General features: G+C 68.2%; 21 protein-coding genes. 4 read left to right on the forward strand and 17 right to left on the reverse strand.

All coding sequences use genetic code 11. The features are described 5' to 3' along the window. Window positions 1–5: 5 nt before the first annotated feature. The 8 genes from AAHA49_RS15710 to AAHA49_RS15745 form a co-directional block, all read right to left on the reverse strand. A complete protein-coding gene (locus AAHA49_RS15710; RefSeq protein WP_342038943.1) occupies window positions 6–1,190 on the reverse strand; it encodes an NAD(P)-dependent malic enzyme in 1,185 nt (394 codons plus the stop codon). A gap of 364 nt (window positions 1,191–1,554) precedes the next feature. After that, window positions 1,555–2,580, reverse strand: coding sequence for a CNNM domain-containing protein (locus tag AAHA49_RS15715; protein WP_342038944.1), 1,026 nt, complete (start codon window positions 2,578–2,580; stop codon window positions 1,555–1,557). Next, window positions 2,577–3,965 (reverse strand): hemolysin family protein, encoded by a 1,389-nt coding sequence (locus tag AAHA49_RS15720; RefSeq protein WP_342038945.1) that lies wholly within the window; start codon window positions 3,963–3,965, stop codon window positions 2,577–2,579. The genes AAHA49_RS15715 and AAHA49_RS15720 overlap by 4 nt, the downstream gene beginning before the upstream one ends. Before the next feature lie 238 nt (window positions 3,966–4,203). Further along, window positions 4,204–5,031 carry a glycosyltransferase family 2 protein gene (locus AAHA49_RS15725; RefSeq protein WP_342038946.1) on the reverse strand — a complete coding sequence of 276 codons (828 nt, stop codon included), beginning with the start codon at window positions 5,029–5,031 and terminating at the stop codon, window positions 4,204–4,206. Continuing rightward, complete coding sequence (locus tag AAHA49_RS15730) at window positions 5,028–6,488, reverse strand: PIG-L family deacetylase (protein ID WP_342038947.1); 1,461 nt, start codon at window positions 6,486–6,488, stop codon at window positions 5,028–5,030. Before AAHA49_RS15730 ends, AAHA49_RS15725 begins: the two co-directional genes overlap by 4 nt. Next, complete coding sequence (locus AAHA49_RS15735; RefSeq protein ID WP_342038948.1) at window positions 6,485–7,651, reverse strand: hypothetical protein; 1,167 nt, start codon at window positions 7,649–7,651, stop codon at window positions 6,485–6,487. The genes AAHA49_RS15730 and AAHA49_RS15735 overlap by 4 nt, the downstream gene beginning before the upstream one ends. Before the next feature lie 87 nt (window positions 7,652–7,738). Further along, on the reverse strand, window positions 7,739–8,284 hold the full coding sequence (locus AAHA49_RS15740) for a TetR/AcrR family transcriptional regulator (RefSeq protein ID WP_342038949.1): 546 nt from the start codon (window positions 8,282–8,284) through the stop codon (window positions 7,739–7,741). Between the two features lie 309 nt (window positions 8,285–8,593). After that, a complete protein-coding gene (locus AAHA49_RS15745; protein ID WP_342038950.1) occupies window positions 8,594–8,866 on the reverse strand; it encodes a GlsB/YeaQ/YmgE family stress response membrane protein in 273 nt (90 codons plus the stop codon). A gap of 292 nt (window positions 8,867–9,158) precedes the next feature. Here AAHA49_RS15745 and AAHA49_RS15750 point away from each other — a divergent pair, with 292 nt between their 5' ends. Further along, window positions 9,159–10,622 (forward strand): alpha,alpha-trehalose-phosphate synthase (UDP-forming), encoded by a 1,464-nt coding sequence (locus AAHA49_RS15750; protein ID WP_342038951.1) that lies wholly within the window; start codon window positions 9,159–9,161, stop codon window positions 10,620–10,622. 58 nt (window positions 10,623–10,680) lie between these two features. Here AAHA49_RS15750 and AAHA49_RS15755 read toward each other — a convergent pair whose 3' ends face one another. Genes AAHA49_RS15755 through AAHA49_RS15765 form a run of 3 tightly spaced genes read right to left on the reverse strand, consistent with a single transcriptional unit; the run spans window position 10,681 to window position 13,062 of the window. Then, window positions 10,681–11,397, reverse strand: coding sequence for a response regulator (locus AAHA49_RS15755; RefSeq protein WP_342038952.1), 717 nt, complete (start codon window positions 11,395–11,397; stop codon window positions 10,681–10,683). Then, complete coding sequence (locus tag AAHA49_RS15760; protein ID WP_342038953.1) at window positions 11,387–12,250, reverse strand: sensor histidine kinase; 864 nt, start codon at window positions 12,248–12,250, stop codon at window positions 11,387–11,389. The genes AAHA49_RS15755 and AAHA49_RS15760 overlap by 11 nt, the downstream gene beginning before the upstream one ends. Then, window positions 12,217–13,062 (reverse strand): sensor histidine kinase, encoded by an 846-nt coding sequence (locus AAHA49_RS15765; RefSeq protein ID WP_342038954.1) that lies wholly within the window; start codon window positions 13,060–13,062, stop codon window positions 12,217–12,219. The genes AAHA49_RS15760 and AAHA49_RS15765 overlap by 34 nt, the downstream gene beginning before the upstream one ends. A gap of 169 nt (window positions 13,063–13,231) precedes the next feature. Between AAHA49_RS15765 and AAHA49_RS15770 the strand changes: the two genes are divergently transcribed. Then, entirely contained in the window at window positions 13,232–14,707 is a 1,476-nt protein-coding gene (locus AAHA49_RS15770; protein ID WP_342038955.1) for a cation:dicarboxylate symporter family transporter, read from the forward strand. Between the two features lie 294 nt (window positions 14,708–15,001). Beyond that, the gene (locus AAHA49_RS15775; protein WP_342038956.1) at window positions 15,002–15,946 is read left to right on the forward strand and encodes an LCP family protein; all 945 of its coding nucleotides are present in this window, start codon (window positions 15,002–15,004) and stop codon (window positions 15,944–15,946) included. Window positions 15,947–16,001: 55 nt separating this feature from the next. Here AAHA49_RS15775 and AAHA49_RS15780 read toward each other — a convergent pair whose 3' ends face one another. Next, on the reverse strand, window positions 16,002–17,054 hold the full coding sequence (locus tag AAHA49_RS15780) for a hypothetical protein (protein ID WP_342038957.1): 1,053 nt from the start codon (window positions 17,052–17,054) through the stop codon (window positions 16,002–16,004). 422 nt (window positions 17,055–17,476) lie between these two features. Here AAHA49_RS15780 and AAHA49_RS15785 point away from each other — a divergent pair, with 422 nt between their 5' ends. After that, window positions 17,477–17,875: a UDP binding domain-containing protein gene (locus AAHA49_RS15785; protein ID WP_342038958.1), complete on the forward strand. Its 399-nt coding sequence runs from the start codon at window positions 17,477–17,479 to the stop codon at window positions 17,873–17,875. 108 nt (window positions 17,876–17,983) lie between these two features. Here AAHA49_RS15785 and AAHA49_RS15790 read toward each other — a convergent pair whose 3' ends face one another. The 5 genes from AAHA49_RS15790 to AAHA49_RS15810 all read right to left on the reverse strand — a co-directional run bounded on the left by AAHA49_RS15790 (window position 17,984) and on the right by AAHA49_RS15810 (window position 22,659). Further along, window positions 17,984–18,754 (reverse strand): ABC transporter ATP-binding protein, encoded by a 771-nt coding sequence (locus AAHA49_RS15790; protein ID WP_342038959.1) that lies wholly within the window; start codon window positions 18,752–18,754, stop codon window positions 17,984–17,986. Beyond that, window positions 18,747–19,607 (reverse strand): ABC transporter permease, encoded by an 861-nt coding sequence (locus AAHA49_RS15795; RefSeq protein ID WP_342038960.1) that lies wholly within the window; start codon window positions 19,605–19,607, stop codon window positions 18,747–18,749. Before AAHA49_RS15795 ends, AAHA49_RS15790 begins: the two co-directional genes overlap by 8 nt. A 71-nt stretch (window positions 19,608–19,678) precedes the next feature. After that, complete coding sequence (locus AAHA49_RS15800; RefSeq protein ID WP_342038961.1) at window positions 19,679–20,965, reverse strand: FAD-dependent oxidoreductase; 1,287 nt, start codon at window positions 20,963–20,965, stop codon at window positions 19,679–19,681. A gap of 105 nt (window positions 20,966–21,070) precedes the next feature. Beyond that, on the reverse strand, window positions 21,071–21,874 hold the full coding sequence (locus AAHA49_RS15805) for a CPBP family intramembrane glutamic endopeptidase (RefSeq protein WP_342038962.1): 804 nt from the start codon (window positions 21,872–21,874) through the stop codon (window positions 21,071–21,073). A gap of 548 nt (window positions 21,875–22,422) precedes the next feature. Beyond that, on the reverse strand, window positions 22,423–22,659 hold the full coding sequence (locus tag AAHA49_RS15810) for a hypothetical protein (RefSeq protein WP_342038963.1): 237 nt from the start codon (window positions 22,657–22,659) through the stop codon (window positions 22,423–22,425). Between the last annotated feature and the right edge of the window lie 207 nt (window positions 22,660–22,866).

Here is a 22,866-nt window from a genome sequence, read left to right on the forward strand (position 1 = left end):
CGCCTCTACCCCCGCGCGACCGCCTCGACCGCAGCCGCGACGGCCGGCGCTACCCGCTCGTCGAGCGCCCCGGGAACGATGTAGTCGGCGGCGAGCCTGTCGCCGACGAGGGCCGCGATCGCACTCGCGGCCGCGAGCTTCATCTCCTCGGTGATGTACGTGGCACCGGCGTCGAGTGCCCCACGGAAGACACCGGGGAATGCGAGCACGTTGTTGATCTGATTGGGGAAGTCGCTGCGCCCGGTGGCGACGACCGTCGCATACTGGGCGGCGACGTCGGGGGCCACCTCGGGGTTGGGATTGGAGAGTGCGAAGATGATCGCGTCATCGGCCATAGCCCCGAGCAGCTCCGGATCGACCGTGCCCGAGGACAGCCCGATGAAGACATCGGCCCCGTCCAGAGCTGTCTTCATATCCCCGCGCAGACCGCGCGGATTCGAGTTCGCCGCGATCGCCTTCTTCGTCGGCGTGAGGTCATCGCGCCCGGATTCGACGATGCCCTTCGAGTCGAGGACGACGATGTCGGAGACCCCCGCCTCGTGGAGGATCTTCGTCACCGCGACACCGGCGGCACCCGAGCCGGAGATGACGACGGTGAGATCCGTGATGTCCTTGCCGACGACGCGGGCGGCGTTCATCAGGGCCGCAAGGACGACGATCGCCGTGCCGTGCTGGTCATCGTGCATGACGGGGATGTCGAGGGCGGCCTTGACCCGGTCCTCGATCTCGAAGCACCTCGGCGCGGAGATGTCCTCGAGGTTGATCGCGCCGAACGTCGGGGCGATCCGCTCGATGGTCTCGACGATCTCATCGACGTCGTTCGTGTCGATGACGATGGGGATCGCGTTGAGCCCGGCGAAGCGCCGGAACAGCGCACACTTGCCCTCCATGACCGGCAGCGAGGCGGTCGCGCCGATGTCGCCCAGTCCGAGCACCGCCGAACCGTCCGAGAACACTGCGACGAGGCGGCCGGTCCAGGTCAGGGTCTTCGCCCGCTCGGGTTCCTCGGCGATGGCGGTGCACACCCGGGCCACGCCCGGGGTGTAGGCGATCGAGAGATCCCGCTGGGTCTCGAGCGGGCGGGTGAGTTCGACGGCGAGCTTCCCGCCGTGATGTCCGGCGAAGATCTCGTCTTCGGTGATGGCAGCGGCCTGAGCCTGTCCCTTGTCATCGGCGGTCGGAGTCGTCATCGTGGATCCTCGTCGTTGTGAACGGCGCACCTCGGCGGCCGTCGGAGCGTGGGCCGGACCGCGAACGCGGTCGGGCGGATGTGCGGTCGCCGGAGGGATGGACGGTGACTTCGGGCGCTTCCCGCCGACCCGGGTGAGGGTCGGAGGATCGCGCGCTGCACGGCCGGCTCGCCGTGGCGAGCACGGACTGATCGGGTCGGCCGTGCGTCGTGTCAGCATAACCCATCGATGAGACACGCATCCCTCGCCGAGGCGAACGCCGAGTAGCGCGCGAACCCGCCGGGCCGTCGACGCCTCCCCTGTCCCCGCCCGGGCGAACTCCCGGTGGCAGGGAAGTCGCCCCTCCCCCGACAGTCGGCTCCCGTCAGAGCGTGATGCGACCGCCGTCGGGGAGGATCCGGCGCAGCATGTCCGAGAGCGTCACGGCACCCGCGATCTGCCCGTCGCGCGTGACGACGGCGAGCTGTTCCGCCTCATCGCGCATCCGGGTGAGCGCCTCATGGACGGGAAGGTCCGCTGCGAGGACGAGGCAGTCGCGCGTGACCTCCTCGATGCCATGGTCGGCGGGCAGGAGGAGGACGTCGCGGACATGGACGACACCGGGCTGGGCACCTGCCCGGTCGACGAGGATGCGCATGTGCCCCGACTCGGCCGCCGCATCGCGCACCTGTCCGGCCCCGGCCGTCTCCGGCACGGAGGTCAGGGGCACCGCAGGCACCGGCAACAGACTGCCCACGCTCATCCGCTGGAGTTCGAAGACGTGAGCGAGCTGATCCCGGTATGAGTCGTCGAGTTCGCCGGCCGCCGCCGAATGCTCGACGAGCTGCCGGATCGTGTCGATGTCCTGACCGCCCAGGGCCCGGCTCTCAGCCGGGGTGTGGCCGCTGGCGGTGACGAGCCGGTTGGCGATCGCGTTGACCCACACGAGCAGGGGTCGCAGCACCCACGCGAGCGCCCGGGCGGGCACGGCGATGATCGTCGCCGCGAGCTCCGGGTGGGCGATCGCCCACGACTTCGGCGCCATCTCGCCGATGACGAGGTGGAGGAAGGTGACGAAGAGGAGCGAGAGGACGAACGCGGCGACATCGGCGAGCCAGAACGGAGCGCCGAGGTCGCTCAACGCCGGGGTCAGCCACGCGTCGACCGCGGGTTTCGTGATCGCACCGAGGGCAAAGGTGCAGATCGTGATGCCGAACTGGGCGACGGCGAGCATGATCGTCAGCTCGTTCATCCCGCGCAGGGCCGCCCGCGCGCTCACACTCGTCGGCGCCTGCTCTTCGAGGCGGTGGCGACGGGCTGCGAGCAGGGAGAACTCGATGATGACGAAGAAGGCGCTGAGCACGATGAGGAGCACGGTGGCAACCGCGACGAAGAGAGGCGATTCGGTCATGATGCGCTCCCTTCATCGTCGGCATCGTCTCCGTCGACCGTCTCCACGAGGGTCACACGCATCTCTCCGGGCACATGCCGGTCGACGGTGAGGACCTCGACGTCGAGTTCACGGCGCACAGGATCGTCGGCGAGGAGGTCGGAGGCCTCGGCGAGAACGGGGACCGCGATCCGGTCGCCCACCTCGGCGAACCCGCCGATCGTCGCGATGACGAGCCCCGCGAGGGTTTCGAAATCCCCTTCGGGCAGGTCGAAGCCGACGATGCGCCTGACCTCGTCGAGCGGCATGCCGCCGTCGGCCAGCCACGTGAGCGGGGCCTCTTCGACCATCTCGGTCGGGCGGTCGTCGTCGTGTTCGTCGGTGATCTCCCCGACGAGCTCCTCGGCGACGTCCTCGGTCGTGAGGATGCCGGCGAGGTCGCCGTACTCGTCGATGACGCAGGCCAGCTGCGAATCGCCGCGGCTCATCTCCTCGAGCGCATCGGGCAGCGCCATGAGGGTGGGGACGACGACGGGGCTGCGCATGATCGTCGTCACCGGGGCGCTCATCGGCTGGCTCGTGCGCAGCAGATCGACGAGTTCGACGACGCCAACCGGGGCTGCGGTCTCGTCGAGAACCGGATATCGACTGTGGGCGTGGGCCATGAGCTCGCGCAGCTGCCCGAGGGTCGCGTCCTGGCCGACGGTGGCCACGCGTGATCCGGGGATCATGGCGTGCTCGACGTCGGCGTTCGGGAACTCGATGACCCGGTCGATGAGCAGGGAGAGGTCTTCGGGCAGGTCTCCGGTCTGGCGGGATTCGTCGATGACGCGGCGGAGTTCGTCGGCGGAGACGCTCGAATCGACGTCGTGGACGGGTTCGACGCGCAGGAGCTTGAGGAATAGGTTCGCGGCGACGTCGAAGATCGCGATGAGCCAGCCGAAGACGGCGAGGTAGATCTGCGTCGACCGGGCCAGGGCGAGCGCGAGCGGTTCGGGGGCGGCGATCGCGAGGTTCTTCGGGTAGAGCTCACCGAAGATCATCTGCACGATCGTCGCGGCCAGCAGGACACCGACGGTGGTCACGGCGACGGTGACCGCGGCCGGAATGTCGAGTCCGCCGAGGAGCTGGCCGAGGGACTGCCCGATCATCGGTTCGGCGACGTAGCCGACGAGGAGGCCGGTGACGGTGATGCCGAGCTGCGCGCCCGAGAGCATGAAGGAGGTGCGGCGGGTGACGGCGAGCGCGCGTTTCGCCGCAGGATCCCCGGTCTCCGCGCGGGCGGCCAACCGCGCCCGGTCGACGGACATGTACGCGAACTCCTGCGCGACGAAGTAGCCGTTGACGGCGATGATGGCCAGGACGACGACGATGCCGACGGCGAGCATCAGGAGGGCAGACCCCATGGGGTGCTCACCCCCAGCCGGGTCGAGATCGGTTCAGCGCGTCGATGCGCGCTCAGGGCACAACTGCAACAATCGCCGGGGTCGTCGGACGACGACCCCAGTTCCGCGGCGGTTCCCACGTGCGGCTTCACTCCCAATTCGGTCTGCGGTGCATGAGTTCTTGAAACATCAAGTTCCCCTCCAGTGTACCAATCCCGGTCAGAGTCGATGCTCAGTCGATTCGAAGGCGCGCCGGTTCTCATCCGGTGCGAAGGTCGTCGACCGGGTCCTCGCCGAGGCGGTCGGAGCCCGACTCGGCCACGAGCCCGCGCAGGTAGGCGCTGAATCCTCCGTGGCAACGGCCGTGCATCCTCGCCGAGGTGACCACCCGGCAGTCGTCTGTGCGGTGGATCGTCCCGCCGGCCTCCGCTGCTGCGGCGACGAGCGCCGCATCCTCGCCGAGGCGCAGCGGCGGGCACCCGCCGATGCGGGTGAACAGCGACCCCCGGATCCCGAGATTGGCACCGAAGACATGCTCGTGTCCCTCGCCGAGGCTGTGGCCGGCGAACCAGGCATCGACGAGTGCCCCTGTGCCGGGGGTTCGGCGCGGTTCGACCGTGCCGACGACGCAGTCCGCGCCGCGGAGGGCGTGATCGCGGTGCGCGGTGAGCCAGTTGACCGGGACGCGGCTATCGGCGTCGGTGAAGGCGAGCCAGGTGGCGGCGAGCGCCCCGGGATCCGCCTCGGCGATCGTCCTCAGCGCCGCATGGGCGGCGGCGTCTCTGGCCCGCCCGACGTTGCCGAAGGGCACGACCATGGGGGTGACGAGTGGGTGTCTGGCGGCGAAGCCGCGGATGAGGCCGGCGGTGGAGTCGGAGCAGTCGTCGGCGATCGCGACGATCCTCACCGCAGGCGGCCGGCTGGTGACCGCGCCCGAGCCCGCCTTACCGGCCTGCGCCTGCTCGTCGGCCTGCGCCGGCTCGCCCGTCTGTGCGTGTTCGGCGGCGGCGACGAGGGCGGTGAGGCAGCCGATGATCTCCGCTTCCTCGTTGTGCGCGGGAACGATGGCGATGAGGTGGTCGATCACCGCAGGCTCCGCTCTGCTCCCTCATGGGCTGAATGCGAGGCCGCGGGGCGGGAGACACGGAGGACGTCGAGCCGGTAGTCGCCCTCGCTGTGATGGAGGCGGAGCGCGTCGGGCCAGCGGGCGAGACAGGCGGCATGGACGGCTTCGGCGTCGAGCGGCCAGTCCTCGATCGTCCCGGTCCAATGGCAGAGGACGAGGACGAACTCGTCTCGGATGCTCGCCTCGATGCGATCGAGCGTCTCCTCGAGCTGTTCCGGGGAGAGGTAGTACCCGGTCTCGGAGAGCACGACGCAGTCGAACCGTCCCTCCGGCCACATGCCGGGGATCGTTCCGTGGACGAAGTCGATGCCGGTGCCGCCGTGGCGGCCGCGCGCCAGGGCCAGGGCCTCCGAACTCGCATCGACGGCGGTGACTCGGTCCCCGACGGTCGCGAGGGCGCGGCTGAGCTCCCCGATCGAGCACCCGATCTCGAGGATATGCGCGTACGGTCCGGGTGGAAGCGCGGCGATGAGCGCCCGGCGTTTGGCGATCTCGTAGTCCGAGGTGCGCACGCTCCAGGGGTCGGGCCGCTGGCTGTGCACGCGGTCGAACACCGCCTCGGCGGTCCGGGCATCATGCGCCGTGGTTCCGGCCGCAAGCTCAGCGGCGGTGTGCTCGTGTCCATCGGCCGCGCCCCCCGTCTCCGCGGCCGGACGCTCCGCCGCGGCGTCGCCGAATCGCGTGACGGCGACCGTGTCTCCCCCGCGCCTGAAGTGATCGAGGAGGCTCGGCGGGAGGATCGCCTCATCCCCGGCACGCTCGGACAGCGGCGCGGTCTGCGAGCGGTAGAGCGCCCACAGTGCTTCCCGGTCCAACCCCGCAGGGTCGGGCAGGAACTCCCACGTCCGCCACGCCCGGTCCTCGGGCGTCGCCCAGTGCCAGTACCAGATCGGGAACTCGACGACCGTCGCCTGCCGCCGGCGCCCGACCTTCAGGGCTGCAGCGCCGAGGGCTTCGTGATCGCCGTGCCCGTCGCCGCTGTACGGTGCCACGAGGGTGAGCGGACCCGGCAGATCCGCGGTCGCGGCCTCCACCTCGGCGAGGATCTCCTCACCCCGGTGCGGCAGGGCGCCGTCGCCGAGGTCGAGGAACTCATACGTCACCTCTCCTCCCAGCGCGGTGAGGGCGGAGTCGAACTCCGCGAGTCGGATCGTGCGCAGACGCTCCGGCGAGTGCGTCGAGGAGTGCGGATGGGAGTGCTCGCCTGCCGTGAAGAGGAGGACTCTCACCGAGTGCCCGGCCGCGCCGAGGCGGGCGAGCAGGGCCGGGCAGCCGAGCGCCTCGTCATCGGGATGGGCAAGGAGGACGACGACGTGAGCCTCGGTCGGTGTCTCGAGGCGCAGCTCGGGAAGGCCCTGCACACCGGCCCAGCGCCACTCGTCCTCCGCGGTGCCCGCTTCAAGGTGGGAGAACGTCATGACCGGGCGGCGTCGGCGATGATCGCTTCGCCGAGGGAGGCTTCGTCACGGGGGCCGTGATGCTGGCTGATGTAGACGGTGAGGTCGGCGTCGGCCTTCGCGAACTCAGCGTCGCCGGTCAGGGCAGCGGGACCCGCGAGCTCACGGCTGAGCTGCTGGATGCGTTGGACGGCCCGATAGACGATCGTGCGCACCCGCAGGGCCTGAGTCCACGAGTCGTCGCGGCCGTCGACGTCTCCGCCGCCGGCGAGCCGGGCCGCGTGGGCGAGAGCGGAGCGGATCGTCGTGATCTCCGTGTCGATCTGCCCGAGCGTCATCGCCCCCAGCGGTGAGGCACCGGGCCTCGCGAAGTGCCGGTGGGCGGCGTTGCGGGCCAGTCCCAGCGCCCCGCCGTACCAGCAGGCGGCGACGCGGATGCCGCCCCACGCGAAACTCGGACGCTGCAGATACCAGCCGGGTGGGCCGATCGGGGTGGCCGGGGTGCCCGCGAAGACGATCGCTCCGCTGGGGATCTCATTGAGCCCGCGGGCGGGCCAGTCCACCGGGAGAGGGCGGACGCTGGGATGGGTGAGGTCGACGGCCACGGCCTGGCGTTCCTCGCCGAGGCGGACGGTGACGATGGCATTGGTCAGCTCCCCGGCCAGGGAGCACCACGCCTTCTCCCCCGTCAGGGAGAGGACGCCGTCGGGCGCGGGCACGGCGTCGACCCGGGAGGTGGGCACTTCGGCGGCGAAGACGCCCCAGGTGGATTCCGGGGCCGGCTCCCCGGCACCCGCCTCGGCGAGGATGGTCAGCGCGTCGAGGTGGGGTTCGAGCATCCGGGCCACGGCGAGGTCCGCCGAGGCGATCGCGGCCAGAGCGTCCCACTGTTTGAGCTGGGAGGAGGAACCGGTCAGATGCCAGAACCGGGTGAGCGCGCCCAATCTCCGGGCCAACGGGGCATCGCTGGTGACGAGACGGAGGAACTCCTCCTCGTAGGGGGAGTCGGTGCCGTGGCGGTACCAGGGCTTGGCCGGTTCGGTCAGGGTTCCGACGATGGGTGTGTGCATGACGGGACTCGTCCCTTCGATCGACATGATCGTGCGGTCGGCAGCGGTGCGGTCGGCAGCGGTGCGGGGTCGCCGGAGCGGGGTCGCTGGAACGGCGAGGTCGGCCGAGATCAAGGGTCGCCGCGGCGACCCTGGGATCGGGGCCCTGCTGATGGATGACCCCGGGATCGGGGTCGATGGAAGCGGCCGAACGCCTGGGCTTCAGGCGTCCTTGGTCGCGCGGATGCGTTCGATGAGGTCGTCGAGGCCGTCGTCGAACTCGCGGTCCGAATGGTCCTCGGCGAGCATGGTCTGCAGGCGGCGCAGCGTCGGGTAGCCCCCGAGTCCTTCGCTCTCCCCGCCGCCGGCGTCGTCGTCGATCTCCGAGGCGATGTCGATGCCGAGTGCGGAGACCTCGAGGACGAGGTGGCCGAGCAGGAAGCTCGTGAACGCCTTGTAGGCGTCGACGACACGGTCATCGGAGAACCCGTAGTCCTGCAGGGTGGTGAGGAAGTAATCGACCCAGCGCACGCTGCGCAGGGGCGGGCGCAGCCAGGGCGCCTCAGGCGGTTGGGTGATCATGAGCGGGAACATCCGCGGATGGCTGAGCGCGAGATCGCGCATCGCATTGGCCACGAATCTCACGAACGCCTCCCATGACGCCGGCTGCTCCTGCATCAGCTCGTCGTCGAAGAGGTCGTCGATGAGTTCGTCGACGGCCAGCGAGACGAGTTCTTCCCGTCCCGACACATAGTTGTACAGGGCCATTGCCTCCACCTCGAGCGACATCCCCAATCTGCGCATGGACAGCGATTGGACGCCGAATTCATCGATGAAGGCAATCGCTGCCCGAACAATGTCCTCTTGGCGCAAACGCTGGCGGGCCATGGTCACTCCTGGAATCACTGATCCGAGTCGGGCAGGCGCCGTCCTGCCCAGCCCCGATCTGTCGCGAGGTACTCGATCGTGCCCGGACCGCTGGACCGACGTCAGCGGCGGGCGCGTTCTCTGCCCAGTTTAGTGCACCGAACACGCCCGCCGACATGACCTGCGACGAAGTGATCACAGGTCAGCGGCTCACGCCTTGGCAGCGCGCGAACGGCCGGTGATCAGTCCCCAGATGACGAGGACGATGAGCGAACCGCCGATGGCGCACAGCCAGGTCGAGAGCGAGAAGAAGGCGTCCATCTGGGCGCCGAAGATCAGTCCGCCGAGCCAGCCGCCGACGACGGCGCCGATGACACCGAGGACGAGGGTGGCGATCCATCCGCCGCCCTGACGGCCGGGCAGGATGGCCTTGGCGATGGCACCGGCGATGAGACCGAGGATGAGGTAGGCGATGAAACCCATGAGACTCTGCTTTCGTTGTCCACTGCCCGGACCGTGAATCCGGCCCGGGTGATCGAGGAGAGGGAGTCCCGCTCCTCAATTGCTTACACTGTAAGACCTTTATCGGGAAATATCCAAAGTACGGAGTAAAGCACCGATCGGCGCCACGTCATCAGGAGGTCACCCGGGGTTCATTTTTCGATCTTTACGGCGTAAAGTAGCGGGGGTACTCTCGTCGCGAACGAGCGACGCCGACCGGCGCGCTCCGCCCCGAGAGTCGCGGCAGCCGCCCGGCTGCCCCGGAGAGTTCATCATGTCCCCACAGACCGGACGACACTCCTTCCTCGTCGTCGCCAACAGACTGCCCTGCCGGCGTGCCGCCGATGCCTGGCGCGCCTCCCCCGGCGGCCTCGTCGCCACCCTCGCGCCCGTCGCCACGCGGCACAGCGCAGGATGGATCGGCTGGTCCGGGATCGCCGACGACGACACGGATCCCGGTGAGCACGCCGGCATGACGCTCATCCCCGTGCGCCTGAGCGCTGCGGAGGTCACCGCCCATTACGAGGGCTTCGCCAACAGCACGATCTGGCCGCTCTATCACGACAACGTCATCGCCCCGCGGTTCTCACGCTCGTGGTGGGAGTCCCACCAACAGGTCAATCGTCGGTTCGCCGAGGCGGTGGCTGCCTCGGCCGCGCCCGGAGCACGGGTGTGGGTGCATGACTATCAGCTGCAGCTCGTGCCGCAGATGGTCCGCCGGCTGCGCCCGGATGTGAGGATCGGGTTCTTCTGCCACATCCCGTTCCCACCCGTCGGACTCTTCGCACAGCTGCCGTGGCGCGCCGAGGTGCTCTCCGGTCTCCTCGGCGCCGACGTCATCGGCTTCCAACGCCGGGCCGATGTCGAGAACTTCACCGCCGCATGCATCCGTCTCCTCGGCATCGATCCGCGGGCCGAGGGCAGGATCGTCGAGGCGTATCCGGTCTCCGTCGACTCCGCGCACATCACGGCCCTGGCCAGGGACGCGGAGAGGCAGGACGAGCCGGAGCGGATCCGCGCCGACCTCGGCGATCCGCAGACCGTGCTGCTCGGCATCGACCGCCTCGATCACACGAAGGGGATCCTCGAGCGACTGCTCGCCGTCGAGGAGCTCTTCGACACCGGGGCCCTCGACCCGGTCACGACCCGGCTCGTGCAGATCGCCGTGCCCTCCCGGGAGGCGATCCCCGCCTATCGGGATCTGCGCGCCGAGGTGGAGCGCACGGTCGGTCGGATCAACGGGAAGTTCGCGGGCCTGGGCGGGGCGAGCATCCACTACCTCCACCGCGACTATCCGTTCGAGTCCGTCGTCGCGTGGTACCTCGCCGCCGATGTGCTCTTGGCGACCTCGCTGCGCGACGGCATGAACCTCGTCGCGAAGGAGTACGTCGCTGCCCGGCGCGGACGGGGCGGGGTGCTCGTGCTCTCGGAGTTCGCCGGTGCCGCGGATGAGCTCACCGAGGCGCTCATCGTCAACCCCCATGACCGGGATGCGCTCGGGGCCGCGATCACCCGGGCGGTGCGGATGGAGTCCGGCGGGGCGCACACCCGGATCGAGGCGATGGCCGCCACGGTGGCCGATCGCAGCCTGTGTGCGTGGGCGACGCGGTTCCTCGACGACCTCGAGTCTGTGAGCCCGGCGGCGCTGACAGTCCCGCCGGAAGCAGAGGCGGGCGCGCCTGCAACGCCGGAAGCGGAGGTATCGGGGGCAGTGCCCTCGATGAGCGCACAGCGCTGAGCCGGACCGAGCACCGTTTCCCACCCGAACCTCCACCACCGACCAACACCCGCCACTCTCACGCCCAGCGGTACTCGTACTCGGGCCGGCCCGGCGTCCCGTGCCGAGGCTGCTTGACCGCCTGCCTCGTCGTCACGAGGTGTTCGAGGTAGCGGCGGACCGTGACCCGGGAGAGATCGAGCTGCCGGGCCACCTCGGTCGCCGACACCGGCTCCCCCGCTGATCGCACCGCCTCCGAGACCGCATCGAGCGTTTCGGCGATGAGTCCTTTGGGCAGACGTCCCGGGGCGACCGAGCGGAGTGCGCTCAGCGCACTGTCGACGGACTCCTGCGTCGCGAGCTCCCCTCCCCCGCTCAGCCCCTGCCGGAACGCCCGCTGGTTCTCCAGCTTCTCCCGGAACGCGGCGAACGCGAAGGGTTTGATGAGGTACTGCGTGATCCCCACCGAGATCGCCGAGCGGATGACCGGCAGATGCCGCACCGCGGTGATCGCGATGATGTCCACCCCTGTGTTCCGGCTGTTCATCCGCTTGGCGACATCGAGTCCGTGCGCATCGACGAGGTTCATGTCGAGCAGCACGATGTCCGCAGGTTCCCCCGATGCGGTGAGTGCATCGAACCGGGTGAGCGCCTCGACCCCGCCGAGGCTGATTCCCGCGACCGTGAAACCGGGGACCCGCCGGACGAAGTCCGCATGCGCCTCCGCCGTGAGCGGATCGTCCTCGACGATGAGGACGCGCAGTTCGGGTTCGGTCGATTTCGGCTCATTCGTCATCTGCGTCCCCACCTCTCCGAGTGTCCGCCGCCAGCGGCAGCGTCACCGTGAAGATCGCCCCGCCGTCGGATTCGATGCGCAGATCCCCGCCGAGGCGGGCGACGGCCTGGCGGACGAGCGCAAGCCCGAATCCGCGCCCGCCCGCGTCCACCGGCGCCGTCTTCTCCGTGGTGCCGAGTCGGAAGATCGTGTCGATGTCCGCCGGGTCGATCCCGGTGCCCGAGTCGGCGATGGTGATGAGCAGTTCCCCGTCGGCGGCGACGAAGTCCGCCCACACGTGCCGGTCCGGAGAGTCGGCGGCCGCGTCGAGGGCGTTGTCGAGGAGGTTGCCGGCGACCGTGACGAGGTCGCGGGCGTCGAGGCTGCCGGGCGGCAGCTCCCCTGTCGCGGTGACGGTGAGTTCGATGCCGCGCTCGTGGGCCTGCGCGGCCTTGCCGATCATCAGTGCCGTGATGAAGGGTTCGTCGAGGGAGTCGACGAAGGTGTCGGTGAGCCGTTGGGATTCCTGTTCGTCGCGGACGGCGAACTCCAGGGCATCGTCGATGCGGCCGAGTTCGATGAGGTTGGAGACCGTGTGCAGCCGGTTCGCGTGCTCATGGGTCTGGGCGCGCAGCGCCTCGGAGAGCGTGCGCATCGTCGCAAGCTCCCCGGAGAGCTCCTCGAAGTCCGTGCGGTCGCGCAGCGTGACGACGGTGCCGGACGCCTCGGCGCCCTCCTGCCCGGCGGCTCGCGCCTCGGGCCCGGCCGCGGCCTTCTGGCTGATGACGAGGACACGGTCGGCGGTGAGGTGGGTTTCGTCGACGGCGACCCGCCCCGAGGTCAGGAGGGCGCGGATCGAGGCGGGCAGGGCCACCTCGGTGAGGGGAACCGGCTCACCGTCAGCGGGACGGGGCAGGTCGAGCAGGGCCGCCGCCTCGTCGTTGTAGAGGACGAGTCGGGCCCGGTCGTCGACGAGGATGAGACCCTCGCGCAGCGAATGGGGGCGGAGTCGTAGAAGGCGAAGAGCCGTTTGAGCTGTTCGGGACCGTAGCCCAGAGTGACGCGCTTGAGGTAGCGGCTGAGGATCCACGCGCCGAGCCCGCCGAGGGCGATCGCGACGGCGGCGACGATGAGGATCTGCGGCAGCGCTGCAGCGTGGGTGAGCGAGATCGTCTCGAGGGTGACGCCGACGGCGACCATCGCGGTGACCTCGCCGGATGCGTCCATGATCGGCGCGATCGCCCGCACCGAGGGACCGAGGGTCCCGGCGTACTCCTCGACCTCGCTCTGCCCGGTCAGCGCCGTGCCGATGCTGCCGATGTAGGGCTTGCCGATCTCGGTCGGGTCGGGGTGGGTGTAGCGGGTGCGGTCGGCGTCCATGATCGTGACGAAGTCCACCTCGGCGGTGTCGATGACGGTCTGCGCGTAGGGCTGGAGTGCAGCGGACGGGTCGGGGCCGGCGACCGCCTCGGCGACGAAGGGATCGTGGGCCAGGGTCTCGGCGATGCTGAGGACACGGTCGGCGGCGGCATCACGCGCGGAATCCCGGGCCGAGAGGTAGCTGGTGACGCTGAGGACGGCGCAGACCGCGACGATGAGGACGAGCTGGAGGAGGAAGAGGCGACGCGCCAACGGCACATGCCGCGTGCGGGTGCGGCCGGTCAGGGGCGTCGTCGTTGTCCTCACACGGACAAGCTTCGCACGACTCCCCGCCTCGGTGAGTGCCGGGAAGACGCCCACGGCCGGCTGTGAACACTATGAACGCAACCACGACAGGACGTGTGATCCTTGTCATTCTGAGTGGGCACTTCGACCGGCGCGCAGCCGGATCATCGACGCTCAACGAGGAGGGGCAATGTCGCCTACCACCAGCACACCCGCGGTCACCGGTCAGACCCGACCGGCGAAGAAGAAGGACCGCACCCACTGGCTCTACATCATGGTCATCATCGCCGTGGTCTCGGGAGCAACGATCGGACTCGTCGCCCCCGAACTCGGCATCGCGCTCAAGCCCCTGGGCACCGCGTTCATCGCGCTCATCAAGATGATCATCGCCCCGATCATCTTCTGCACGATCGTCCTCGGCGTCGGTTCGGTCGCGAAGGCCGCGACCGTCGGCAAGGTCGGCGGGCTCGCGATGCTCTACTTCCTCTGCATGGCCACGCTTGCGCTCATCATCGGCCTCGTCGTCGGCAACATCATCCACCCCGGCACGGGACTCCAGCTCAAGCCCTACGAGGCGGCCGGCGGCGGCGATGACAATGCGACCGTCGTGTTCCTGCTCAGCCTCATCCCCGGCGACATCCCCGTCCTGCCCACCCTCGTCCTCGCCCTCCTCGTCGGGTTCGCTCTCCAGTCGATGGGCAAGGCCGGGGAACCGGTGCTCACCGGCATCCGCAACGTCCAGGCTGTCGTCTTCAAGCTCATGATGATGATCATGTGGGCCGCCCCCGTCGGTGCGTTCGGGGCGATCGCCGCGGTCGTCGGCGCCACTGGGTGGGCGGCGATCGGGTCGATGGCCGTGCTCATGGGTGCCTTCTACCTCACGTGTGCCCTCTTCATCGTCATCGTCCTCGGCGGTCTGCTCAAGATCGTCACCGGGCTCAACATCTTCCGCCTCATGAAGTACCTCGCCCGGGAGTACCTGCTCATCTTCTCCACCTCGTCCTCGGAGTCGGCGCTGCCGCGGCTGCTGGCGAAGATGGAGCACGCCGGGGTCTCGAAGCCCGTCGTCGGCATCACCGTGCCCACCGGGTACTCGTTCAACCTCGACGGCACGGCGATCTACCTGACGATGGCCGCGCTCTTCGTCTCCAGCGCGATGGGAATGCCGATGGACCTGGGCCAGCAGATCTCGCTGCTCGTCTTCATGATCATCGCCTCGAAGGGTGCCGCCGGCGTCACCGGTGCGGGTCTGGCCACCCTGGCCGCGGGCCTGCAGGCGCACCGGCCCGAGCTGCTCGACGGCATGGGCGTCATCGTCGGCATCGACAAGTTCATGTCCGAGGCCCGTGCGCTGACGAACTTCACCGGCAACGCGGTGGCCACCCTGCTCATCGGCACGTGGACGAAGGAGATCGACCTCGGCCAGGCCCGCGCGGCACTCGATGGGTCGAGCCCGTTCGACGAACTCAGCCTCGACCCGGAGGCGCACGGGGGTGCGGGTGAGACTGACGGAGAGTCTACGGGGGCGTCTGCGGACGCCGCCGAGGCGGGGGCTGGGGTCACGACTTCGGCCGGCGCGACCACCTCGGCGGGGACGCCAGCAGGGTCGGACACCTCCGTGGGGGCGACCTCGGGGGAATCCGCGACAGCACTGTCGCGGACGTGACCACGATATGACGGCCGATTGAACGGTCGGCACCATCCACGGGACGGGGGCACGAATGTGCGTCCGCCCCGTGGTTCTCGCTCCACTTGTCCTGTCGTTGCGGCTAGAGTTTGAGATGCGTCAGTGAGCCCCTCACCAGCCCCTCCCCCCGCAGTCGTGACAGACACGATGTCGGCCGGCAGTGCGGCCGGTCGAGGTCACTGTCCGGTCACCCACTGTCACTGCGATGGTTGCGATGGCCGGGGACGCGGCACGCTCGAACACACTGCACAGCGCTCCGGGAAGGGAACGACGATGGTCAAGCTCAAAACGGTGGCATCGGCCCTGGGGTCACTGGGGGACGTCAACCGGGCTCGGTCGCAGTTCGACGATCCTTCGCGCAAGCTCGCCGAGGACCAGGCGTTCCTGCCCGCGGACATCCGACCCGCCGCCGGCGATGCGCGGATGCTTGCCCTGCGCATCACGACCTCGGCCGGTGCGGCAGCGACCGGCTCGCCGTCGTCCGAGGCAGGCGGTGCCACATCGAGCCTGCGCGACCTCTTCGCGCTCATCCATGTGCCCGCGAGCGGGGATACCGCGGCGTTCCTCGTGCTCAATCCCTCCGTCGAGATCGAGGCGGGTCGCAGCCTCGGCAGTCTCGTCGACGAGGGCGGGTGGCCGGTGTTCGTCGCGATTGCCGAGGAAGTGCTCGGCATCCGCGTCGATAACATCATCGAGCTCTCCGCCGATGCGCTCGGCAACGTCATCGACGTCATCGGACCGGTGGCGGTCTATAGTCGCACGGCCTTCGAGTCCGGCGGAATCGCATTCGTCGAGGGCACCAACTCGCTCGACGGTGCCGCGGCGGTGACGTTCGCTGCCGCCGATGCCGTCGACGATCCGGGACAGACGCGCACCCGCAATCAGCGCGCACTGCTGCGCGCCCTCGTGCAGGCGCTGCGGCAGGGCGGTCTGGCGAAGGATCCGGCGAAGCTCACGGCGGTCCTCGGCGCGGTAGCGGCGGGAGTGCGTACGGATGCGGGGCTGACGACGATCGAGTTGGGGAAGCTTGCGAATGTCATCCGGCAGATCCCGCAGGACGACGTCATTGCGGTCACGGTGCCGGCGAAGTCCCAGCGGGTCGACGACGGCACGGTGCGGGTGACCTTCGACGCCGAGGCGCTGCCGGCTCTGCGTCAGGCGCTGGCCGGGGAGGATCTCAAGGAGTTCCTCCGCTACGTCGCGTCCCTCGGGTACTGAGGTCGTCCACCGCGGCTCGGTCCTGGCTTGGCACCGGCCCAGACGCCGGCGCGCTTCAGTTCTTGCTCATGATGAAGACGGTCGCCGAGCTTCCGGCGAGATCGATCCGCAGGTCGTTGTCATCGGCGGCCTCTGAGGCGGTCGGTGCCGGTCCGCTGTAGGGAACGCTCTCTGGTAACGGGTTCGCAGGGATGACCTGCGTGGCGTTCTTCGCGTCGTTCGAGGGCCCGTAGATCTGGGTGGCTTTGTCGACGGAGAAGCCCTCGGGGATCTCGAGGGTGACGGGGTTGCCACCTGAGGCTGCGGCATCGTTGGCGTTGATGATCGTCGTGACCAGGGTCGTCCCGTCGTTCTTCGTCACGGTGTAGGCGCTCATGTTCCCGCCGCCGGTCACTGTGGTCTTGGTGAAGGTGCCGCCGATGCTGGGCACGAGGAGGCGCAGCGCGGCGAAGTGCGGGCGGCCCTGGAGGGTCGACGAGGCGGTGCCGCGGCCGGCGGGGTCGCAGACCAGCGACATCGGAGCTCCACCGTTGCAGGCCTCGAGCATCGAGTGCATGGCGAGACGTTGAACTCCGAGTGAGGCAGCGTAGAGCGTGAAGTCGGCGGTCCACAGGGACATCGCGTTCGTAAGGGAGGTGTCGTCCGTGCCCCCACAGCTCGTCGGCCCGGTCTCCTCGAGCCACAACGGTAGGCCGGCGGCGTCCGCTTTGGCTTTGCCGATGCCGATGTTCTCCTTCGCGGCCGCCTTGGCGGAGGGGTCGACGAGGTTCTCAGCCTGCGGTCCGCGGCCGGGCACCTGGGTGGCGTCGCAGTCGTAGAGCTGGTAACAGTGCTGGGAGAGTGCCGTCTTGTTGTCGACATCGGAGCCGAGGAAGGCGTCCATCCAGGCACGGTCGTAGGCGTCGGGCCCGATGATGGGAGCGTCGGGTCGTTTCGCGTGGATGGCGTCGGCGTGGGCCTCGAGCTGTTTGACGTACTCAGCCCTGTTCCAGCCGTCGCCGCGGACGGCTCCGTTGGGCACGTCTTTGACGGTGTAGCCGTTGGGTTCGTTGCCGATGGCGAGCCCGAACAGGGAGTCGCCGAGGATGTCGACGGCATTCGCTGCCATGTCGGCCCCCCCCAGTTGGGGTCGTAGGTGCCGACTGGGATGCCGATCGTCACCGTCGAACCGGTGGCGTCGAGCCGCTTCTTCAGCCGTCTGAGATCGTCGGGCGTGTCGGCGACCTGTTTCGCTTCCTGAGGGGTCTCCCCCGACGATGTCCAGAACGTGCGCCGATCGAGACCATTGCCGCCGAACCGCGGGGCGGGGCTGCCGAGCGAGTTGAGCAGGTCGTCGAGGTTGGACGCCGCCGGGTCAAGGCGCGGGTCGGCGAGGTCGGTGGCCTCGAAGGAGATGCCGATGCTGGAGGTGTGGAAGGATTGGCGGCTCTTCGTAAACGAGAGTGCAGGTCGGTGATCTCCGGTCTCGGCGAGTCGCTGCACGGATAGAGGTCGACTTTCAATTGTCGTGTTTCATAGAGAGTGTTTTAGTTGGTTTCGGACAGAGCACGTGCGGTCAGTGATTCGAAGCCGCAGCTCGTCCTCGACAAGCCACTGGCGCAGGCAAAGCGGATCACGGACGTACGCATCGCCGCACTCGGTCTGGCGTTCGAGCCGAACATCGACGACCCGCGCGAGAGCCCCGCACGGCAGATCGTTAATCAGCTCTCCGATGACTTGCCCGAGGCCACGATCATGGCGGTTGAGCCGAACATCGATCAGCTGCCGTCCGATCTCACCGCACGCGAAAACGCCACCCTGACTGAGCTCAACGAGGCGGTCAAGGAGGCCGATATCGTCCCCCTCGTCGTTCACAACGAGTTCGCCCGCATCGACCGCTCCCTGCTCGCGCAGAAGATCGTCCACGACACCCGAGGCGTGTGGAACTAGGCACCGTGTCGACCTGACTGAACTAAGTAGTGGGCGCCCTGGAAACCGGGCGCTCACAGCACATTCACGTTTCAGCCATCAGCGAGCAAAGAGCCCACGACCACTCCCCTACTTATACGACTCGTACTCCTTGACGACGTCGTCGGTGGGGCCGTCGGCCTTGAGCACGCCCTTCTCGATCCACAGCGTGCGATTGCACGTGTCCTTGATCGACCGCATCGAGTGCGAGACGAGGAACACCGTTCCCGCGTTCTCCCGGATCTCACGGATCCGCCCCTCGCTGCGCTGCTGGAACTTCTTATCGCCCACCGCCAGCGCCTCATCGACGATGAGGATCTCATGCTGGACCGCGGTGGCGATCGCGAACTTCAACCGCTGCGACATGCCCGAGGAGTACGTGCGCATCGGCATGTCGATGAAGTCACCCAGACCGGTGAAGTCGACGATGTCATCGAACTTCTCCTCGACCTGCGCCCGGGTCAGCCCCAGAGCCAGCCCGCCGAGGATGATGTTGCGTCCACCCGAGAGATCCGGGATCAGCGCCGCACCCACGCCGAGGAGGTTCGGCCGCGCACTCGCATACACCGCTCCCTGCGAGGTCGGGGTCAACCCGGTGATCGCCCGCATGAGCGTCGACTTGCCCGAACCGTTGCTGCCGATGACGCCGATCGACTCATTCGCATGCGCCACGAAGCTCACGCCCTTGAGCGCATGCACCTCACGCAGGCCGCGGGTCTTCTGCAGCATGCCGCCGGCACCGCCGAGCTTGAGCTTCTTGCCCGTCGCCAGTGTCTTGTAGATGACGTGCACGTCGTCGGCGATGACGACCGGAGGCGTTGTCTCGGTCACCTCGGTGTGGACCTTCTCTGCCTCACTCATCGCGACCGTACCTTTCCTCGGCCTGCCAGAAGAAGACGAAGCCGAATGCGAAGATCCCGAAGGCCCAGACGGCGAAGTACCCGAAGTACTCATACGGGATCTCATAGCCGTTCATGAGGATGCCGCGCGAGATCGAGAGCACCTCGTTGAGCGGATGCCAGTCCGCCAGCGGCTGCAACTCCGGCTTGCCGAGGCGCTGGATCATGTCGTTGAGGGAGAAGAACACACCCGAGGTGTAGAAGATCATCCGCGAGATGAACGGCGTTACCTGGCTGAGGTCACGGAAATGCACGGTGACGCGGGCGAAGATGAACGCGACACCCTGGTTGAAGATCCAGAAGAGGATGATCAGCGGGATGAAGAGCAGCCACTCCCACGACGGCCGGGCACCGTAGATCATCGCGACGATGACCATCAGCGCCATCGTCGGCATGAAGTTGAGCAGGTTCTGCATGACCGTCGCGATCGGCAGGACGATGCGCGGGAACGGCAGGGACTGGACGAGAGAGGCGTTCGAGATGATCGACTTCGCGCCACCGTTCATCGACGAGTTGAAGAACTCGAGCATGAAGACACCGATGACGACGAACGGCACGAAGTCGTCCGGCCGGACTCCGGCGCCTCTGAGCAACACACCGAAGATCGTGCCGTAGATGAGGGCCGAGAACGTCGGACGCAGCACGACCCAGAGCATGCCGAGCCGATTGCGCTCATTCTCGGACTGGATCCGGTACCGGGACAGCGTCAGCGTGAAGTCGCTGCGCTTCCACAACTGCTTGATGTAGGCGAAGAGTGACGGCCGCCCACCCACTCTGGCGAGTCCATGCTCGGCAGCAAGCTTGGCCATGTCCATGTACGTAAAGATTCTCTCGTCGGCGACTGGGATGGAACACAGGAAGTCTACGCGATGACCTCCAGATGGACTCACAAGCGACTGTGCGCTTTGAAGTCGAAATCCGGGTCCTCGAGCTGCGCCCGCGTGGGCACATGATCGCCCGCGAGCACCCGCCTGGCAGCGGCCTGCATCGGCGGCCAGTTGAGCGTCTCGACGCCGATGAGCTCGGCCTCCGGATCCGGTCCCGCGAAGTGGAAGACCTGGAACTTCTCCCCGCTGGGATCGGAGCGCAGGATCGTATCGTCGGCATCAGGGCTGGTCAGACCGGCTGTGAACACCTTCTCCGGCCCTTGGAAGCTCCAGTGCCACGGAACGTCCGACCACGGTTTGGACTCACCGGACGAGGACGGAACATCTCCAGCGTCACGGTCGGCTGCCTCGGCGAGGATCTGCTGGGCGAGGTACTTCCCGTGACTCTCCGCGACCGGCTCGCAGGCCCACGGATGGGTCAGCGGGAACCGGCCGCCGGTGATGTGGGCACAATCACCCGCAGCCCAGACGCCCGGGTAGGCGGTGGCCAGGTGCGCGTCGACGTCCCACGCGAACGTCGGGGCCTCCCCGGCGACGGTGCCCTCGGGGTCGGCGACATGCTCATCGGTCGTCGGCAGGGTCCCGTCGATGGGGATGCGCACCGGCCGGGCGCCGACGCTGGTGACGAAGAGGTCGTGGACGCCGGCCGGGATCGCCTCGACCGATTCGAGGTTGGTCACGAACCTCACCCCCGCCACGGCGTGCTTGGCGAAGAGCGCCTGCCGCACCGGCGCCGAGAGCTGCAGACGCAGCGGCTCGGTCCCGCGGAGGTAGACGGTGGCCGTGTGCCCGGCGGCGACGGCGGCGCTGGCGACCTCGATCCCGAGGTACCCCGATCCGAGGACACCGACGTCGAGGGGGTCACCCGCCTCGGCGACGAAGTTCCTGATCCACTCCGCCTCGGCGAGGTTGTACACCGGCAGCGCACCCGGATAGGCCGGGACCTCGGGCCGGTTGGCCTCCATGCCCGTGGCGAGGATGCAGTGCGTGAAGTCGAGGGTCTCCCCCGAGGCCAGGTGCACGGTGCCGGCGAACTCGGATCCCGCCTCGGCGAGGGTGAGCGACACGGCCCGGTGGCGGACGAACGTGATGCCCTCATCGGACTCGAGATGGTACGGCAGGTGGTAGCGGGAGTCGTCGAAGAGATGCTTCGACAGGGGCGGGCGCTCGTATGTGTCACCGGCCTCCGGGTCGATGAGGGTGACGGGCTGACCCGCCTGGCTGAGCTCTCTGGCGGCGGTGGTTCCGGCGAGGCCGGCACCGATGATGACGATTGTCTTCCCCATGATCCCCATGCTAGACCGGGAGCGCGAACACGCCTCCCGGCTCCTGTTCAATGGGAGGGCGGGCGTGCTGCAGGTTGGTTGGCTGGGTGACTGGGTGGGCGACTGTCAGGTGGGCTGGCTGGCGGGTTGTCTGGCCGGTGAGCGGAGATCGCCGACCCCCAGGCGACGGCCGAGCGGCACGGCCACGAGTGCCGCGATTCCCGTGGCGAGGGCGAGCACGGCGAAGGCTCGGAGGCTCGTCATCGGATCGCCGATGAGAGCGAGCGCGACGTTGACGACGCCGTGGAAGAGGGTCGCGACCATCACTCGCTGATTCCACGAACCGGTCCAAAGGGCGACCATGACGACGTCCATGAAGACCGTGGAGAGGACGAACAGAACGACGGCGAGCAGGCCGGCCCCGAAGTACTGGAGGTGGCAGAGGCCGAAGAACACGCCGTTGATGATGATCGCGAGGACGGGGCCCATGCGGGTCGCGAGCGCCCGGTACATCACACCGCGGTAGCCGATCTCCTCGAGCAGTCCGCCGAGGCTGAGTCCGATGATGACCGCGATGACCCCGAGCACCGGGGCCCAGCCCACCGGCAGGGCAGGATTGCCGCCTTCGAGCAGTGCCACGAGCACGGCGATGAAGGCGATGCTTGCGATGACGGTGCCGCCGATCGCGCGCAGGTAGCGGGCCTTGGGCGCGGTCTCCTCGGGTGCCGGGAACCATGATGGAACGACGAGTCTGCAGATGAGCGCGGCGAGGGCTGGGCCGATCATGACGAGCGGGAACACCTCGTACGGGATCGGCGTGAGCGGCTGCAGGGCCGTTCCGGCGAGCGAGAGCGGGGCCATGAGGACGATCCAGAGGATGGTCAGCGCCCACGGGCGTCCGGACTCGGTGACTGACGACGGGGATGTCACAAGCAGTACCGCCTTGTACTGTCGGGCCGGCTGCGAAGTCGGCGATGCCGTTGCCGTCCGCGGGTATCCACGAACAGCTGATCACAGACTAGGGGGTCACGCGAGGACGAGGATGACTTGTCCGCGAATTCGGTGACGTCGGATGACGCGGGGCGGGTCTCGATTGGGCCGGGGCAGGTCTCGATTGGGCGGTGGCGCGTCTCGTTTGGGCCGGGGCGGGTGTCGTTTGGGCGGTGGCGCTTCTCGATTGGGCCGGGGTGAGTGTCGTTTGGGCGTTAGCGCGAATCGTGGGCGGTACACGGCCCAAAATGTGCGCTGCGGCCCAAACGAGCGGAGCGGGTCTGCCGCCGAGCGCCCGCGCGGTCGCTATTGCCGCGTCGGAGTCGCTGCTATCGGCTCGCTCAGACCTCGCTCAAGCCGGAGAGCACTTTTGGACGCCAGGAAGTATCGAAAAGTGCTCTCCGGCTTGAGCGACCATGGTCTTTCTCAATTGTGCTCGCACTTGACCAACCGTGGTGCGCGAGAGCGCCCACTCAGAGCGAACGCAGTCAGCTGCGCCTCTTTCGGGGCCGGGGATTGAAAGCACTTTTGACGTCGTGCCAGAGCTGCTTTGCGTAGGTGGTCGACGAGTGACGGTCGGACCCGTTACCGGCCTGCTCCTCGGCGCGGTCTCGCTCCTGTTGCTCGGCCAGGGCGTCACGGATCATCTCGTCGAAGAGCTCCTTGGCTCGCTCGTTGCTCAGGCCCGGCACCGACTCGGGATCAATCCGGGGATTGGTCATCACGACTCCGCTCATTCGACCGGTCGAGACCTCAACCGGCTGTCCATCAATTGTCCGTGTCGGTTCCGGATTTTTCAACGTTCTTCTTCTGCTGCGCCTGCTTCTTCTTCCACTCCTTGATGACTTTTCGGGCTCATCGTAATTGAGAGTGTAGAACCGGTCTGAAGCCACCGGACTCGAGCAGACACCTCGCGATGTAATGCGTGAGGT

It is taken from the genome of Brevibacterium ammoniilyticum, from assembly GCF_038429965.1.
GTDB lineage: Bacteria > Actinomycetota > Actinomycetes > Actinomycetales > Brevibacteriaceae > Brevibacterium > Brevibacterium ammoniilyticum.